General features: G+C 62.6%; 15 protein-coding genes. 13 read left to right on the top strand and 2 right to left on the bottom strand.

Annotated features, from left to right (window positions below):
* Nucleotides 1-53: 53 nt before the first annotated feature.
* A complete protein-coding gene (locus ACLSSQ_RS08630) occupies nt 54-2645 on the bottom strand; it encodes a [protein-PII] uridylyltransferase (protein ID WP_416244264.1) in 2592 nt (863 codons plus the stop codon).
* Between the two features lie 5 nt (nt 2646-2650).
* The gene (map, locus tag ACLSSQ_RS08635) at nt 2651-3448 is read right to left on the bottom strand and encodes a type I methionyl aminopeptidase (RefSeq protein WP_416244265.1); all 798 of its coding nucleotides are present in this window, start codon (nt 3446-3448) and stop codon (nt 2651-2653) included.
* A gap of 326 nt (nt 3449-3774) precedes the next feature.
* On the opposite strand from map, the gene rpsB reads away from it, so the two are divergent.
* The 13 genes from rpsB to lpxA all read left to right on the top strand — a co-directional run bounded on the left by rpsB (nt 3775) and on the right by lpxA (nt 16148).
* Nucleotides 3775-4524, top strand: a complete 750-nt coding sequence (rpsB, locus tag ACLSSQ_RS08640; protein ID WP_014237725.1) for a 30S ribosomal protein S2 — start codon at nt 3775-3777, stop codon at nt 4522-4524.
* Nucleotides 4525-4628: 104 nt separating this feature from the next.
* Nucleotides 4629-5525, top strand: coding sequence for a translation elongation factor Ts (gene tsf / locus ACLSSQ_RS08645; RefSeq protein WP_014237724.1), 897 nt, complete (start codon nt 4629-4631; stop codon nt 5523-5525).
* Nucleotides 5526-5546: 21 nt separating this feature from the next.
* Nucleotides 5547-6275, top strand: coding sequence for a UMP kinase (gene pyrH, locus ACLSSQ_RS08650; protein WP_014237723.1), 729 nt, complete (start codon nt 5547-5549; stop codon nt 6273-6275).
* 12 nt (nt 6276-6287) lie between these two features.
* A complete protein-coding gene (frr, locus tag ACLSSQ_RS08655) occupies nt 6288-6845 on the top strand; it encodes a ribosome recycling factor (RefSeq protein WP_014237722.1) in 558 nt (185 codons plus the stop codon).
* Between the two features lie 33 nt (nt 6846-6878).
* A complete protein-coding gene (gene uppS / locus ACLSSQ_RS08660; RefSeq protein WP_014237721.1) occupies nt 6879-7652 on the top strand; it encodes a polyprenyl diphosphate synthase in 774 nt (257 codons plus the stop codon).
* The gene (locus ACLSSQ_RS08665) at nt 7645-8478 is read left to right on the top strand and encodes a phosphatidate cytidylyltransferase (RefSeq protein ID WP_014237720.1); all 834 of its coding nucleotides are present in this window, start codon (nt 7645-7647) and stop codon (nt 8476-8478) included. The genes uppS and ACLSSQ_RS08665 overlap by 8 nt, the downstream gene beginning before the upstream one ends.
* A 28-nt stretch (nt 8479-8506) precedes the next feature.
* Entirely contained in the window at nt 8507-9691 is a 1185-nt protein-coding gene (gene ispC / locus ACLSSQ_RS08670) for a 1-deoxy-D-xylulose-5-phosphate reductoisomerase (protein WP_014237719.1), read from the top strand.
* Nucleotides 9688-11088: an RIP metalloprotease RseP gene (gene rseP / locus ACLSSQ_RS08675; protein WP_014237718.1), complete on the top strand. Its 1401-nt coding sequence runs from the start codon at nt 9688-9690 to the stop codon at nt 11086-11088. Before ispC ends, rseP begins: the two co-directional genes overlap by 4 nt.
* Before the next feature lie 2 nt (nt 11089-11090).
* A complete protein-coding gene (gene bamA / locus ACLSSQ_RS08680; RefSeq protein WP_014237717.1) occupies nt 11091-13385 on the top strand; it encodes an outer membrane protein assembly factor BamA in 2295 nt (764 codons plus the stop codon).
* Between the two features lie 15 nt (nt 13386-13400).
* Nucleotides 13401-13922, top strand: a complete 522-nt coding sequence (locus ACLSSQ_RS08685) for an OmpH family outer membrane protein (protein ID WP_014237716.1) — start codon at nt 13401-13403, stop codon at nt 13920-13922.
* Between the two features lie 21 nt (nt 13923-13943).
* Entirely contained in the window at nt 13944-14930 is a 987-nt protein-coding gene (lpxD, locus tag ACLSSQ_RS08690) for a UDP-3-O-(3-hydroxymyristoyl)glucosamine N-acyltransferase (RefSeq protein WP_014237715.1), read from the top strand.
* 5 nt (nt 14931-14935) lie between these two features.
* Nucleotides 14936-15373, top strand: a complete 438-nt coding sequence (gene fabZ, locus ACLSSQ_RS08695) for a 3-hydroxyacyl-ACP dehydratase FabZ (protein WP_014237714.1) — start codon at nt 14936-14938, stop codon at nt 15371-15373.
* Nucleotides 15374-15377: 4 nt separating this feature from the next.
* Nucleotides 15378-16148, top strand: a complete 771-nt coding sequence (gene lpxA / locus ACLSSQ_RS08700; RefSeq protein WP_014237713.1) for an acyl-ACP--UDP-N-acetylglucosamine O-acyltransferase — start codon at nt 15378-15380, stop codon at nt 16146-16148.
* The last annotated feature ends 4 nt before the right edge of the window (nt 16149-16152 follow it).

The raw sequence follows: 16152 nt of genomic DNA on the forward strand, positions 1-16152 counted from the left end.
GGAGGCCGCGGCCTCCTTTTTTTCATGGCGCAGTCCGCCGCCTGGAGTCTGCCCTAGACCTGCAGCATTTCCAGCAATTCCGTTTCCAGACGGATGCGCTTGCTGCTCTGGTCCAGGTCGCCGCCGGAAACGAGGAAGGTGTCCTCGGCCCGTTCGCCCAGGGTGGCGATTTTCGCCGTCTGCAGCCCGGCGCCGTGTCGGGCCAGGGTCTGGGCAACGGAGAAGAGCAGGCCGGGACGGTCGGCGGCGACGATGGAGAGGACGCAGTGGCCCCGGTCGTCGGGCAGCAGGCTGACCTGGGGCGTGATGGGGAAGTGCCGCACCTGGCGGGACAGGCGGCCGGTGGGCGGTGCCTCCGGCGGCCCCGGGTGGAGCAGGGCCTCGGTCAGTTCGTGTTCCACATAGCTGGCCATTTCCCGAGGAATCTCCCGGTTGGAGACATCGAGCAGGATGAAGCTGTCCAGGGCGTAGCCGTGGCGGGTGGTGTGGATCTTGGCATCGACGATGTTGAAGCCGGCGCGGCCGAAGAAGCCGCAGAGGCGGGCGAAGAGGTCCGGCTGATCCCGGGTGTAGACCATCACCTGCAGGGTCTCGGTGGCCTCGCTGCAGTCCTGGATCTGGCGCAGGCGGGCCTTCACCAGGGGCTCGTCGTGGTGGATGCGGTAGTGCAGGCAGCGGGTATGCCAGGCGATTTCCTCGGCCGAGTGGCGCAGGAAATAGACCGTGTCCAGCTGCTTCCACAGGCCCTGGTGCACCGTGTCGGAGAGGGCGAAGTAGCGCAGCAGGCGCAGGGCCTCCTCCTGGCGCTCCTCGATGACGCCGTGGGGTTCGGGCGTGACACCCTTTTCCAGCAGGCGCAGGGTCATGCCGTAGAGGTCCTCCAGCAGCTTGCCCTTCCAGGCGTTCCACACCTTGGGGCTGGTGCCCCGGATGTCGGCCACGGTGAGCAGGTAGAGGGCGGTGAGATGGCGTTCGTCCCTGACCCGGGCGGCAAAGGCGGCCACCACTTCGGGATCGGTGATGTCCTCCTTCTGGGCCACCTGGGACATGACCAGGTGCTGGCCCACCAGCCATTCCACCAGCTCCGTGTCTTCCGGCGCCAGGCCGTGGTTTTCACAGAAGGCGCGGGCGTCGGCCATGCCCAGGCTGGAGTGGTCGCCGCCCCGGCCCTTGGCGATGTCGTGGAACAGGGTGGCGATGTAGAGCAGCCAGGGGCGGTCGAAGCCGGCCACCAGGCGGGAGCAGAGGGGGTATTCGTGGGCGAATTCCTCCATGGTGAAGCGGCGCATGTTGCGCATCACCTGGAGGATGTGCTGGTCCACCGTGTAGGCATGGAACAGGTCGTGCTGCATCTGGCCCACCACGGCGCCGAAGGCCGGGATGTAGCGGCCCAGGATGCCGTACTGGTTCATGCGGCGGAATTCGTGGACGATGCCCTGCTTCTGCTGGAAGAGCTTGAGGAAGCAGGCCCGGTTGGCCGGATCGGCGCGGAATTCGTCGTTGATGAGCAGTCGGGCCCGCCACAGGGCGCGCAGGGTGCGGGCGGTCATGCCCTTCAGGTCCGGGTTCTGCTGCAGCAGGAGAAAGGCTTCCAGCAGGGCGCCGGGACGGCGCTGGAAGACTTCTTCGTCGCTGACGTCGAGCAGGCCGTTGGCCTTCTGGAAATCGGCGTCGATGGCTTCGGGGGCCCGTTCCTGGGCCGGGAAGATGGCGGCCCCGATGTTCTGCATGAGGATGATGTTGAGCTGGGTCACCAGCTTGGCGTTGCGGTAGTAACGCTGCATCAGCTGTTCGCTGGAGCGGCGGGTGGGCGTGGCTTCGATGCCCATGTCCGCCGCCATGGGCGTCTGCACGTCGAACAGCAGCCGGTCCTCGCGCCGGCCGGTGAGCAGGTGCAGCCTGACCCGCAGGGTCTCCAGCAGGCCCTGGGCCTCGATCAGGGCCTGGGTTTCCTCGGCGGTGATGAAACCGCCCCGTTCCAGGTCCTGCCAGGTTCGGCCCAGGCCGGCCGCCTGGGCCACCCACAGCACCACCTGGAGGTCCCGCAGGCCGCCCGGGCTTTCCTTGAGGTTGGGCTCCAGGGCGTAGGGGGTTTCATGGAAACGGATGTAGCGCTCATCCTGCTCCAGCTTCTTGGCCTTGAAGAAGGTCTGGGGGTCCAGGGTGGCCGCCAGTCCCTGCTGGAAGCGGCTGAAGAGGGCCTGGTCGCCGCTCAGCAGGCGGGCTTCGATGAGGGCCGTCTGTACCGTGATGTCGCCGGCAGCCTCCTGCAGGCATTCTTCCAGGGTGCGGACGCTGTGGCCGATTTCCAGACCGATGTCCCAGAACAGGCCCACCAGCTGTTCCAGCTTGCCCTTCAGGGCCTCGTCGGGCTCCTCCGGCAACAGCAGCAGCAGGTCGATGTCGGAGGCCGGATACAGCTCGCCGCGGCCGTAGCCGCCCACGGCCACCAGGGCCAGGGAGGAGGGGAACTGCTGGTCCTGCCAGATCTGCACCAGCAGTTTGTCGATGTTGCTGCAGCGTTGCCGCAGCAGGGCAGCGGCGTCGCCTTGGGACTGGTAGTCCGACTTCAGCGCCTGCTGCCCTTCCTGCAGCATGGCTTTGTAATGGGCCAGGGGATGGGGAGCGGGGGCGCTGCTGGGCATGGGCTTCAGATCCAGTCGGGTTTGGGGCGGCTGCCGGCGGAGACGGTCAGGGCTTCGTAGCCGGTTTCGGTGACCAGGATGGTGTGTTCCCACTGGGCGGAAAGGCTGCGGTCCTTGGTGACGATGGTCCAGCCGTCGCCCATTTCCTTGATGGCGGCCTTGCCGGCGTTGATCATGGGTTCCACGGTGAAGATCATGCCGGGCTTCAGTTCGATGCCGGTGCCGGCCTTGCCGTAGTGCAGGACCTGAGGGTCTTCGTGGAACTTGCGGCCAATGCCGTGGCCGCAGAATTCCCGGACCACGGAAAAACCGACATTTTCCGCATATTTCTGGATGGCGGCGCCGATGTCGCCCAGGTGGGCGCCGGGCTTGATCTGGTTGATACCGATCCACATGCAGTCGTGGGTGATCTCGCACAGGCGCTTGGCCAGGATGGAGCCTTCGCCGACCACGAACATGCGGCTGGTGTCGCCGTGGAAGCCGTCCTTGATGACGGTGATGTCCAGGTTGACGATGTCGCCATTCTTCAGCGGCTTTTCCCCCGGGATGCCATGGCACACCTGGTGGTTGATGGAGGTGCAGATGGACTTGGGGTAGGGAGTGTAGCCCGGCGGGGCGTAGTTGAGGGGGGCGGGGATGCAGCCCTGCACATTGACCATGTAGTCGTGGCAGATGCGGTCCAGTTCGCCGGTGGTGACGCCGGGCTTCACATAGGGGGTGACGTGGTCGAGCACTTCCGCCGCCAGGCGGCAGGCGATACGCATTTTTTCGATTTCGTCGGCGGTTTTAATGATGACGCTCATTGCGGCTCTTTGTCTGATGCGGGTTGAAGGGCGAAGGATATAGAAGGCGCCCCCCTTAGGCAATTTTGGCGGCCGGTGGTTCGCCTTGAGTAAAAAGCGATGAAATGCTAAAATCCTGCGGCTTTTCGGCTTCGGTCCATCGAAACCGGGAAGACGGGGCTGGCGAAACTGTTTTGCCAGGCCTGCATGTCATGGAACCGGGTGGTCCGGTTCCGGGCAAATCACTCACATCCGCCTCTATCTAGGGTGCCCGCTTTGCGGGTGGCAGTAGTGGCTTTTTAAGCTGTAATGCGGCGGATGGCGGTTCAACCCTTGAGGAGTTTTATATGTCCGCAACTATGCGTCAGATGCTGGAAGCCGGTGTTCACTTCGGCCACCAAACCCGTTTCTGGAACCCGAAGATGGCTCAGTACATCTTCGGTGCCCGCAACAAGATTCACATCGTCAACCTGGAAAAGACCCTGGCCAAGTACAACGAAGCCATGGCCTTCGTGAAGAAGCTGGCCGCCAACAAGGGCACCATCATGTTCGTCGGCACCAAGCGCCAGGCTCGCGAGATCATCGCCGAAGAAGCCCAGCGCGCCGGCACCCCCTATGTTGACCAGCGCTGGCTGGGCGGCATGCTGACCAACTTCAAGACCGTCAAGCAGTCCATCAAGCGTCTGCAGGACATGGAACAGTCCGTCGAGGACGGCTCCATCGAGCGTCTGGGCAAGAAGGAAGCCCTGATGCAGAAGCGCGAACTGGAAAAGCTGCAGAAGTCCATCGGCGGCATCAAGAACATGGCCGGCCTGCCCGACGCCCTGTTCGTGGTGGACGTGGGCTACCACAAGATCGCCATCACCGAAGCCAACAAGCTGGGCATCCCCGTGATCGCCGTGGTTGATACCAACCACTCCCCCGAAGGCGTGGATTACGTGATCCCCGGCAACGACGACTCCTCCCGCGCCATCCGCCTGTACGCCCGTGGCGTGGCCGATGCCATCCTGGAAGGCCGCAGCATGTCCCTGCAGGAAATCGTGGCTGCCACCGGCGGCGACGACGAGTTCGTTGAAGTGGAAGAAGCTGCCGAGTAATCGGTCCCTTCCGACGCCGCTTCCGAGCGGCGTTTCTGATTCGTTTATGTCAATCCGGAAGGGCGCCTGCGTGGCGCCCTTCCAGTAGCAACCGGAGAAAAAATATGGCGGCAATTACCGCAAGCATGGTGGCTGAACTGCGCGCAAAGACCGATGCGCCGATGATGGAATGCAAGAAGGCCCTGACCGAAGCCGACGGCGACATGGGCAAGGCCGAGGAAATCCTGCGCGTCAAGCTGGGCAACAAGGCTACCAAGGCCGCTGCCCGCGTGACCGCCGAAGGCGTGGTCGGCATCTACATTTCCGCTGACGCCAAGCTGGGCGCCATCGTCGAAGTGAACTGCGAAACCGACTTCGTGGCCAAGAACGACGACTTCCTGGAACTGGTGAAGAACGCCGCCGAACTGGTGGCCACCAAGAACCCGGCCGACGTGGAAGCCCTCTCCGCCCTGGAAGTGGGTGGTCAGAGCCTGGAATCCATCCGTGCCGCCCTGGTCGGCAAGATCGGTGAAAACATGTCCTTCCGCCGCTTCGTGCGCGTGGAAGCCCAGGGCAAGCTGGCTTCCTACATCCACGGCGGCGCCAAGATCGGCGTGCTGCTGGACCTGGTGGGCGGCGACGAACAGCTGGCCAAGGACATCGCCATGCACATCGCCGCTTCCAAGCCCAAGGCTCTGGATGCTTCCGGCGTTTCCCAGGAACTGATCGACACCGAGCGTCGCGTCGCCATCGAAAAGGCCCGTGCCGACAACAAGCCCGAAGCCATGCTGGAAAAGATCGCCGACGGCACCGTGCAGAAGTTCCTGAAGGAAGTGACCCTGCTGGCCCAGGTCTTCGTCAAGGCTGAAGACGGCAAGCAGACCATCGAACAGCTGCTGAAGGCCAAGGGTGCCTCCGTGGCCGCTTTCACCCTGTTCATCGTGGGCGAAGGCATCGAGAAGAAGGTCACCGACTTCGCTGCTGAAGTGGCTGCCCAGGCTGCCGCTGCTGCCCAGAAGTAATCTAGCAATCTAAGGATGCCCATGCCCGATACCACTCCCCAGCCGGCCTACAAGCGTATTCTCCTCAAACTCAGCGGCGAGGCCCTGATGGGCTCCGATGCCTACGGCATCAATCGCCAGACGATCTCCGAGATTGTCGCCGAGATCAAGGAAGTGGCTGAACTGGGGGTGGAAGTCGGCGTGGTCATCGGCGGCGGCAACATCTTCCGCGGTGTTGCGCCTGCCGCCACAGGCATGGACCGGGCTACCGCCGACTACATGGGCATGCTGGCCACCGTCATGAACGGTCTGGCCCTGCAGGACGCCATGCGCATGGCCGGCCTCAACAGCCGGGTCCAGTCCGCCCTGGATATCGAGCAGGTGGTGGAGCCCTACATCCGGGGCAAGGCCATCCGCTATCTGGAACAGGGCCGCATCGTCATTTTCGCTGCCGGCACCGGCAACCCCTTCTTCACCACCGATACCGCCGCCGCCCTGCGCGGTGCCGAAATCGGCGCCCAGATCGTGCTCAAGGCGACCAAGGTGGACGGCATCTACACTGCCGATCCGAAGAAGGATCCGTCCGCCACCCGTTACGACAAGATCAGTTTCGACGAAGCCATCGCCCGCAATCTGGCGGTCATGGATGCCACTGCATTCGCGCTGTGCCGCGACCAGAAACTGCCGATCAACGTGTTTTCCATCTTCAAGAGCGGCGCCCTGAAGCGGGTGGTGCTGGGTGAAGCGGAAGGCACGCTGGTCTACTGCTGAGGGGAACAGACCATGATTTCCGAAGTCAAGAAGAACACCGAAGCCAAGATGCAGAAGTCCATCGAGGCCTTGAAGAACGACCTCGCCAAGGTCCGCACCGGCCGTGCCCATACCGGCCTGCTGGATCACGTGCAGGTGGATTACTACGGCAGCATGGTGCCGGTTAACCAGGTGGCCAACATCACCCTGGTGGACGCCCGTACCATTGGCGTGCAGCCCTGGGAAAAGGGCATGGGCGCCAAGATCGAAAAGGCCATCCGCGATTCCGACCTGGGCCTTAATCCGGCCACCCAGGGCGACCTGATCCGCGTGCCGATGCCTCCCCTGACTGAAGAGCGCCGCCGCGACCTGACCAAGGTGGTCAAGGGCGAAGGCGAGAATGCCAAGGTGGCCGTGCGCAACCTGCGCCGGGATGCCAACAACAGCCTGAAGGAGGGCGTCAAGTCCAAGGAGATTTCCGAGGACGACGAGCGTCGTACCCAGGACGACATCCAGAAGCTCACCGACAAATACATTGCCGAAGTGGACAAGCTCGTCGCCCAGAAGGAAGCCGAGCTGATGGCGGTCTGACCGCCATCTTCCCCTTCCGGGAGATTTCACCGGATGTCCATTTTCAAAAGCTCCACCCGGGAGATTCCCCGGGCGGCAGCGGTGCCCCGGCACATTGCCATCATCATGGATGGCAATGGCCGGTGGGCCAAAAAGCGTTTCCTCCCCCGTTTTGCCGGTCACACCAAAGGCGTCGAGTCCGTCCGCGACATGGTGCGGGCTTGCCTGGAAAAAGGGGTGGAATACCTGACCCTGTTCGCCTTCAGTTCCGAGAACTGGCGCCGTCCCCAGGATGAAGTCAGCCTGCTCATGCAGTTGTTCGTCAAGGCGCTGCAGCAGGAGGTGGAACGGCTGCACAGCAACGGTGTACGCCTGCGCATCGTGGGCGACCTGTCCCGTTTCGATCCCGCCTTGCAGCAACTCATCCGCCAGGGCGAGGAACGCACTGCCGGCAACGAGCGCCTGACCCTGACCATTGCCGCCAACTACGGCGGTCGTTGGGACATCCTGCAGGCGGCCAACCGTCTGGCCCAGGCCTGTCCCGACAAGCTCGGACAGTGGCAGGAAGAGGACCTGGCGCCTTTCCTGGCCATGGCCTATGCCCCGGAGCCGGATCTGTTCATCCGCACCGGGGGCGAGCAGCGCATCAGCAATTTCCTGCTCTGGCAGCTGGCCTACTCGGAATTCTATTTCACCGATACCCTCTGGCCCGAATTCGATACGGCCGCCCTGGAGGCCGCCATTGCTTCCTACCAGCAGCGGGAGCGCCGCTTCGGCCGTACCAGCGAGCAGCTCGCCACCGACACCAAGGGGAACTCCCATGCTTAAGGCCCGGGTCATCACCGCCATTTTCCTGCTGATCGGTTTCCTGGCCGCCCTGTTCCTGCTTTCGCCCCTGGGCTGGACCCTGCTGGCCACCGTAGTCGCCATGCTGGCGGCCTGGGAGTGGGGCGGCCTGATGCGTCTGGTCGGCATCCAGCGGATCGCGGTGGCCTTGCTCCTTGGTGTCCCTTGTACCACCTTGATGCTTGCCCAGCCGGAGGCGCTCGGTCTCTCCGGCAGCCTCGACAAGGGCGCCGCCCTGTCCCTGGCCTGGTGGTTCCTGCTGCCGGCCCTGGGTTTTTGGACCCTGCTGGTGCCCTTATGGCTGGTGCGGCGCTTTCCCTTGTCGGGGACAGCGTTCGGCCTGCTGACCGGCGCCGTGGTGCTCTTGCCCACCTGGCTGGCCCTGGTCCTGCTGCGCCACCTGGGTCCTTGGGCTCTGCTCGGCATCATGGCTCTGGTCTGGATCGCCGATATTGCCGCCTACTTCACCGGCCGGGCCTTCGGTCGCCGCAAGCTGGCGCCCCAGATCAGCCCGGGGAAGACCTGGGAGGGAGCCTATGGCGCCGTGGCCGGCGTCCTGATCTACGGTCTGGCGGTCTATTTCCTTGCCGGTTCCGCGCTGGCTTTGCCCTTGCTGCTCCTGATCCCCACCCTGCTGGTGCTGACCGCGGTCAGCATCATCGGCGACCTGTTCGAGTCCCTGCTCAAGCGCCAGGCCGGCATCAAGGACAGCAGCCAGCTGTTGCCCGGCCATGGCGGCATTCTGGATCGCATCGACAGTCTCACTTCGACCCTGCCTTTGGTGACCCTGCTCTGGCTCGTTCTCTGATCCTTCCGTATTTTTTGCCGGACTCCCCATGCAGCCCCAGCGTCTCACCATCCTAGGTTCCACCGGCTCCATCGGCGTCAGCACTCTGGACGTCGTCCGCCGCCATCCCCAGCGCTACCGGGTGGTGGCTCTGTGTGCCCACCGGCAGGTGGACAAGCTGGCGGAACAGTGTCGGGAATTCCTGCCATCTTATGCCGTAGTCGGTACCGAGGCTCTGGCCCACGATTTGAGGGGCCGGCTGGCGGGGCTCTCCATCGAGGTGCTACACGGTCCCCAGGCCTTGTGTCAGATGGCGGAGCTGGCGGAGGTGGATGCGGTCATGGCTGCCATCGTCGGCGCAGCCGGTCTGGCGCCCACCCTGGCCGCGGTCCGTTGCGGCAAGAAAGTGCTGCTGGCCAACAAGGAAGCCCTGGTCATGGCCGGGCCGGTGTTCATGGCTGCAGTGGCCCGGCATGGCGCCACATTACTGCCTATCGATAGTGAGCATAACGCTATTTTTCAATCACTTCCGATTAATTTCTCAAGTGATTTATCAAGAAATGGGGTGCGTCGGATTCTGCTCACCGCCTCCGGCGGGCCGTTCCGCAACGCCACGGCAGAGAGTCTCGAATCGGTCACGCCGGATCAGGCCTGCGCCCATCCCAACTGGGTCATGGGGCGCAAGATTTCAGTGGATTCCGCTTCCATGATGAACAAGGGCCTGGAGGTGATCGAGGCCCACTATCTGTTCAACGTGGCCGCCGACAAGATCCAGGTGGTGATCCATCCCCAGAGCGTCATCCATTCCCTGGTGGAGTATGTGGATGGCTCGGTGCTGGCCGAACTGGGCAACCCGGACATGCGCACTCCGATCGCCCACGCACTGGCCTTTCCCGAGCGCATCGAGTCCGGGGTCGGCCCTCTCGACCTGTTCCAGGTTGGTCGGCTGGATTTCCAGGAGCCCGACAACCGGCGTTTCCCCTGCCTCTCCCTGGCCTATCGGGCTCTGGCGGAGGAGGGCAGTGCCCCGGCCCTGCTCAACGCAGCCAACGAAGTGGCAGTGGAGGCATTCTTGGCCGGTACCATCAGCTTTACCGCTATTCCCCGCGTCATTGAGGCGACCCTCGATGCCATTCCCGCGGTCGCCGTGGGCAGTCTTGACGACGTGATGGGCGCCGATGCCCAGGCCCGTGCCAAGGCCAGGGAACTGTTGGCCCGGGAATCGCTGCGGTGAGCAACTTCCTTTTCTACCTGGCGGCATTCGCCGTCGTCCTCGGTATCCTGATCGTGGTGCACGAACTGGGACATTATTGGGTCGCCCGGCTTTGCGGCGTGAAGGTCCTGCGCTTTTCCATCGGTTTTGGACGGCCAGTTTTTTCGCTGTTCTCCGGGGCGGACCGTACCGAATGGGCCGTCGGTGCCTTCCCGCTGGGCGGCTACGTCAAGATGCTCGACGAGCGGGAGGCTCCCGTGGCGGCCCAGGAACTGCACCGGGCCTTCAACGTGCAGCCGGTGGGCAAGCGCATGGCCATTGTGGCGGCGGGCCCCCTGGCCAACCTGCTGCTGGCGGTCCTGATTTACTGGGGGCTTTTCTACAGCGGCACCGAAGAACTGCGCCCCATCCTGGGCGCGCCACCGGCCGCCTCCGCGGCCGCCGAGGCGGGTATTCAAAACGGCGAAGTGGTGGTCCGGGTGGATGGCCGGCCGGTGCAGACCTGGCAGGATTTCCGCTGGGAACTGCTGCAGTCCAGCGTCAATAAGTCCGCCGGGGCCGAAGGTGGAGAGCCCGATCCCGGCTATGTGAGTATCGAAGTCCAGGACGCCCGTCAGCAAATCGTATTCCGGCGCCTCAACCTGGCACCCTTGAGGGAGCAGGGTTACGAGGGGGATCCGCTGGGGCTCCTGGGGGTGAATTTTTTCCGGCCCCAGCTGGCGCCGGTGTTCGGCAAGGTGACGCCCGGCAGTCCGGCGGAGGCCGCGGGGCTCCTGAGTGGTGATCGGGTGCTGGCGGTGGATGGCGTGGCCATCGAATTCTGGTCGGATGTGGTGCAGAAAATCCGCAATGCGCCGGACCAGCCGCTGCGCCTGAGCATTCTTCGCGACGATGCCCGGCTGGAAATCAGTGTCGTGCCGGAAGGCTATGGGGATCGCGGCGCCAGGATCGGGCGCATCGGCGTCGGCGTGCGCGATGCGGGTCCCAGCCGCGACGAGTTGACGGTCACGGTGCGCTACGATGTGCTGACCGCCTTGTCCAAGGCGGTCGAGGAAACCTGGGAAAAATCCTCCTTCAGCCTGGTGATGATGGGCAAGATGCTGACGGGAGAGGTGTCCTGGCGCAATCTCAGCGGTCCGGTCACCATCGCCGATTACGCGGGTCAATCGGCTCGCATGGGGATCGACTACTACCTCAAGTTTTTGGCCCTGGTCAGCATCAGTCTGGGCATCCTCAATCTGCTCCCCGTGCCGGTGCTGGATGGCGGGCATTTGATGTATCATATGATTGAGATTATCAAGCGAGGGCCAGTCTCGGAGCGGTTCATGGAGATTGGTCAACAAATCGGGCTGGCGCTGCTTTTGTTGCTCATGGCGTTTGCCTTCTACAACGACATCAACCGATTGATTTCCGGCTGAATATGAACAAAAACCTGTTGGCAGGGGTTGTTGCGGCGCTTTTCGCTTCTGCGGCCCAAGCCTTCGACCCGTTTGTGGTCAAAGATATCCGTGTTGAAGGTATTCAGCGTACCGAAGCCGGTACCGTATTCAGCTACCTGCCGGTCCGCGTTGGCGACACCCTGAATGACGAGCGTGCCGCCCAGGCCATCAAGGCCCTGTTCGCCACCGGCTTTTTCAAGGATGTGCGCATCGAGGTTGATGGCGATGTCATGGTCCTGGTGCTGGAAGAGCGCCCGGCCATCTCCCAGATCGATTTTGTCGGCCTCAAGGAGTTCGACAAGGACCAATTGAAGAAGGGCCTGAAGGACGTCGGTCTGGCCGAGTCCCGCATCTTCGACCGGGCGCTGCTGGACAAGGCGGAGCAGGAGTTGAAGCGCCAGTATCTCTCCCGTGGCAAATACGCGGTGGAGATCAAGACCACGGTAACGCCTCTGGAGCGGAACCGGGTTGCCATCAACTTCACCATTGACGAAGGCGATGCGGCCAAGATCAAGCAGATCAACATCGTCGGCAACCAGGCCTTCAAGGAAAAGGAACTGCTGGAACTCTTCCAGTTGCAGACGCCTGGCTGGCTGACCTGGTATACCAAGAACGATCAGTATTCCAAACAGAAGCTTTCCGCCGACCTGGAAAGCCTCAAGTCCTATTACCAGAACCGGGGCTATCTGGAATTCAATGTGGAGTCCACCCAGGTTTCCATCAGTCCGGACAAGAAGGACATCTACATCACCATCAGCGTCAATGAGGGGGAACGGTTCATCGTTTCCTCGGTGAAGCTGGCGGGTGACCTGATTGCGCCTGAAGCCGAATTGCGCAAGCTGGTGACCATCAAGCCGGGCGAGATTTTCTCCCGGGAAAAACTGAATGAAACCCAGAAGGCCGTTTCCGACCGTCTGGGTCGCGAAGGTTACGCCTTTGCCAACGTGAACTCCGCACCCGAAGTGGACAAGGAAAAGCGCCAGGTCGCCTTCACCATCTTCGTGGATCCGGGCAAGCGGGTTTACGTGCGCCGTATCAACATCGGCGGCAACACGCGGACCCGGGATGAGGTCATCCGCCAGGAAATGCGCCAGATGGAGGGCGGCTGGTACGATGCCGAAAAGATCCAGCTCTCCAAGCAGCGCGTGGACAAGCTCGGCTACTTCTCCGATGTGACCGTGGAAACACCACCGGTGGCCGGCACCAGCGACCAGGTGGATGTCTCCATGAACGTCACGGAGAAACCCACTGGCAACCTGATGCTGGGTGCCGGCTTCTCCAGTAACGATGGTGTCATCCTGTCCGGCTCCATTGCCCAGCAGAACGTCTTCGGCAGCGGCAAGTCGGTTTCGGTCGGCGTGAATACGGCCAAGTCCCGGGAGACCTATTCGCTCTCCTATACCAATCCCTACTTCACGGTGGACGGTATCAGTCAGGGTTTCGATGTCTATAAGAAAACCTACGATCCCACCAACTCGAGCTACTACGCCAAGAGCTACAAGACCACCTCCATCGGTGGCGGCCTGCGTTGGGGTATTCCCATTGCCGAAAAGGAAACCTTCAGTTTCGGCGTGGCTGTGGATAACACCGATATCACGACGCTCTCCACCAGTCGCCAGATTTACCTGGACCACGTCAAGGAATTCGGTAATTCCAATACCTCGGTCAGTGGTACGGTCGGTTGGTCCCAGGATGGTCGGGACAGTTTGATCTATCCGACCAAGGGCGGTATGACCCGGGTCAGTGCCGAAGTGGCACCGGCTGGCAGTCTCAAGTACTACAAGATGAACCTCCAGCACCAGCGTTTCTTCCCCTTCACCAAGGACCTGGTCCTGATGCTGAATGGGGAGCTTGGTATCGGTAATGGCCTGAACGGCAAGTCCCTGCCGTTCTATCGCAGCTATTACGCTGGCGGCGTGACTTCAGTGCGCGGCTACGATGTGGCCAGCCTCGGCCCCCGTCAGAATGACGAAGCCATCGGCGGTACCAAGCGGGTGGTGATGAATGCCGAACTGTTGTTCCCGATGCCCGGTACTGGTCTGGACAAGTCCTTGCGTCTGGGCTGGTTCGTGGACGCCGGCCAGGTCTTTGGTCCCAAGGACGACAACGGGGATTACTCCAAGTTTGCCTTGGGCGACCTGCGTTATTCCACGGGTCTGGCCGTGGCGTGGGCTTCGCCCATGGGGCCGCTCAAGTTCAGCGTGGCTCAGCCGCTGAACGACAAGGAAGGCGACAAGACCCAGCGCTTCCAGTTCACCATGGGTACTACTTTTTAATCAGGAGAGACTGGTTTGAAATACAAAATGCTTAATGTCGGTGCCGCCGCTGTCCTGTCTGCATTTCTGGCTGTGCCCGCTTTTGCCAATGAAGCGAACAAGATCGGTTACGTGAATACCCAGCGGGTGTTCCGCGATGCCCCCGCTGCCGTCAAGGCCCAGAAGAAGCTGGATGCCGAGTTTTCCCGCCGGGACCAGGACCTCCAGGTCGTTGCCAAGAAACTGCAGACCCTGCAGGAAAGTCTGGAAAAGAACGGCGTCACCATGTCCGAGAGCGAGCGCCGCAACAAGGAGCGCGAGCTGAACGATCTGAACCGCGACTTCCAGCGCCGTCAGCGTGAGTTCCGCGAAGACCTGAACCTGCGCCAGAACGAGGAAATGGCCGCCGTGCTGGAAAAGGCCAACAAGGCCATCAAGCAGATCGCCGAGAACGAGAAGTTCGACCTGATCCTGCAGGATGTGGTCTGGGTCAGCCCCAAGCTGGACATCACCGACAAGGTGATCAAGGCCCTGTCCGACGACAAGGCCGGCAAGTAAGCCGATTTGCCAGGGGGTCGCGTGACGGGGGAGGGGATTCGTCTCGACGAAATCGTCGCCCGTCTGGGAGGCTCCCTGCTGGGTGACGGTGCCGTCCAGATTTGCGGGGTGGGCACCCTGGCCGGGGCCGGCGAGGGGCAGATCAGCTTCCTCTCCAACCCCAAGTATCGCAGCCAGCTGGCGAGCACCCGGGCGGCCGCAGTCATCGTGCCGCCGGCCATGCAGGACGGCACGGACCGGCCCCGCATCGTTGCCGCCAATTCCTACACTTATTACGCCCGGGTAGCCCAGCTGCTCTATCCGGCTCGTCAGCCAAAAACGCCGGTGCATCCGAGCGTGGTGCTGGGGCAGGATGTGCAATTGGGCGAGGGTGTGGTGATCCATGCCGGCTGCGTCATCGGCGACGGCGCCAGTATCGGCGACGGTTCGGTGCTGCATCCCAATGTCACCGTGTATGCCGGTTGCCGCATCGGCAAGCGGGCCCTGATCCATGCCGGTGCAGTGATCGGTGCCGACGGCTTCGGTTTCGCCAAGGATGGCGAGGCCTGGCTGAAGATTCCCCAGGTGGGGCGCGTCATCATCGGCGACGATGTGGAAATCGGCGCCAACACCACCATCGACCGGGGCGCTATCGAGGACACCGTGATCGGCGACGGCGTCAAGCTCGACAACCAGATCCAGGTCGGCCACAACGTGGTGATCGGCGACCACGCGGCCATGGCCGGCTGCGTCGGCATCGCCGGCAGCGCCCGCATCGGCAGGCGCTGTACCGTCGGTGGCGGTGCCATCATCCTGGGCCACCTGGAGCTGGGGGACGATGTGCATGTCTCTTCCGGCACCCTGGTGGCCAAGAGCCTGAAACAGCCCGGTCAATACACCGGAGCCTTCCCCGTGGAGCGCCACGAGGGCTGGCTGAAGAATGCGGCCCATCTGCGCCATCTGTCGAAACTGGCGGACCGGGTCCATGAACTTGAAAAAAAACTTAGTGAGCTGGAGAAAAAATCTTGACCAATATGGATATTCACCAAATTCTCGAATACCTGCCCCACCGTTATCCCATCCTGCTGGTGGACCGGGTGCTCGAATGCGAGCCGGGCAAGAGTATCCATGCCATCAAGAACGTGACCATCAACGAGCCCTTCTTCAACGGCCACTTCCCGCACCATCCGGTCATGCCCGGCGTGTTGATCCTGGAAGCCCTGGCCCAGGCCGCTGCCATCCTGTCTTTCAAGACCATGGGCTCCAAGCCTGACGACAAGTCCGTCTATTACTTTGCCGGCATCGACGGCGCCCGTTTCAAGAAGCCGGTGAGCCCGGGCGACCAGCTCAATCTGCATGTGGAGATCATCGCCAGCAAGCGCGGCATCTGGAAGTTCAAGGCCGAAGCCCGGGTCGATGGTCAGCTGGCCACCGAAGCCGAACTGATGTGCACCGTCCGCTCCATCGAGTAAGCCCATGATCCATCAGACGGCCATCGTCCATCCCGGAGCCAGGCTCGGAGCGAACGTCTCCGTCGGCGCCTATTCCATCATCGGCGAGCATGTGCAGATCGGTGACAACACCGAGATCGGTCCCCATGTGGTGATCGAAGGCCATACCACGATCGGTCGGGACAACCGGATTTTCCAGTTCTGCTCCATCGGTGCCGAACCCCAGGACAAGAAGTACGCCGGCGAACCGACCCGTCTGGAAATCGGCGACCGCAACGTCATCCGGGAATTCTGCACCTTCAACCTGGGCACCATCCAGGACGGCGGCGTCACCCGTCTGGGCAACGACAACTGGATCATGGCCTACGTGCACCTGGCCCACGACTGCCAGGTGGGCAACCACACCATTTTCGCCAACAATGCCCAGCTGGCCGGCCACTGCCATGTGGACGACCACGCCATCCTCGGCGGCTTCACCGTGGTGCACCAGTTCGTGCGCATCGGCGCCCATTCCATGACCGGCATGGGCACCATCCTGTTCCAGGACCTGCCGCCCTACGTCACCGCTGCCGGCAATACGGCCTCGCCCTACGGCATCAACAGCGAGGGCCTGAAGCGCCGCGGTTTCTCCTCCGAGGCGGTGATGGCCCTGAAGCGGGCCTACCGGGCCATCTACAAGTCCGGCCTGACCCTGGAAGAAGCCAAGGCCAAGCTGGAGGCTGATCTGGCCAAGCATCCCGAATACCAGCTGTTGCTCGATTTCCTCGCCGTGTCCAAGCGCGGCATCGTTCGGTGAGGCC

Source organism: Azospira sp. APE16 (assembly GCF_047901315.1).
GTDB classification, from domain to species: Bacteria; Pseudomonadota; Gammaproteobacteria; order Burkholderiales; family Rhodocyclaceae; genus Azospira; species Azospira oryzae.

What these genes read in the sequence shown, in the direction of transcription:
- fabZ (WP_014237714.1), top strand. Translation starts at nt 14,936, where the DNA reads ATGGATATTCACCAAATTCTCGAATACCTGCCCCACCGTTATCCCATC.
- lpxA (WP_014237713.1), top strand. Translation starts at nt 15,378, where the DNA reads ATGATCCATCAGACGGCCATCGTCCATCCCGGAGCCAGGCTCGGAGCG.
- rpsB (WP_014237725.1), top strand. Translation starts at nt 3,775, where the DNA reads ATGTCCGCAACTATGCGTCAGATGCTGGAAGCCGGTGTTCACTTCGGC.
- frr (WP_014237722.1), top strand. Translation starts at nt 6,288, where the DNA reads ATGATTTCCGAAGTCAAGAAGAACACCGAAGCCAAGATGCAGAAGTCC.
- ACLSSQ_RS08630 (WP_416244264.1), bottom strand. Translation starts at nt 2,645, where the DNA reads ATGCCCAGCAGCGCCCCCGCTCCCCATCCCCTGGCCCATTACAAAGCC.
- uppS (WP_014237721.1), top strand. Translation starts at nt 6,879, where the DNA reads ATGTCCATTTTCAAAAGCTCCACCCGGGAGATTCCCCGGGCGGCAGCG.
- pyrH (WP_014237723.1), top strand. Translation starts at nt 5,547, where the DNA reads ATGCCCGATACCACTCCCCAGCCGGCCTACAAGCGTATTCTCCTCAAA.
- tsf (WP_014237724.1), top strand. Translation starts at nt 4,629, where the DNA reads ATGGCGGCAATTACCGCAAGCATGGTGGCTGAACTGCGCGCAAAGACC.
- ACLSSQ_RS08665 (WP_014237720.1), top strand. Translation starts at nt 7,645, where the DNA reads ATGCTTAAGGCCCGGGTCATCACCGCCATTTTCCTGCTGATCGGTTTC.
- bamA (WP_014237717.1), top strand. Translation starts at nt 11,091, where the DNA reads ATGAACAAAAACCTGTTGGCAGGGGTTGTTGCGGCGCTTTTCGCTTCT.
- ispC (WP_014237719.1), top strand. Translation starts at nt 8,507, where the DNA reads ATGCAGCCCCAGCGTCTCACCATCCTAGGTTCCACCGGCTCCATCGGC.
- map (WP_416244265.1), bottom strand. Translation starts at nt 3,448, where the DNA reads ATGAGCGTCATCATTAAAACCGCCGACGAAATCGAAAAAATGCGTATC.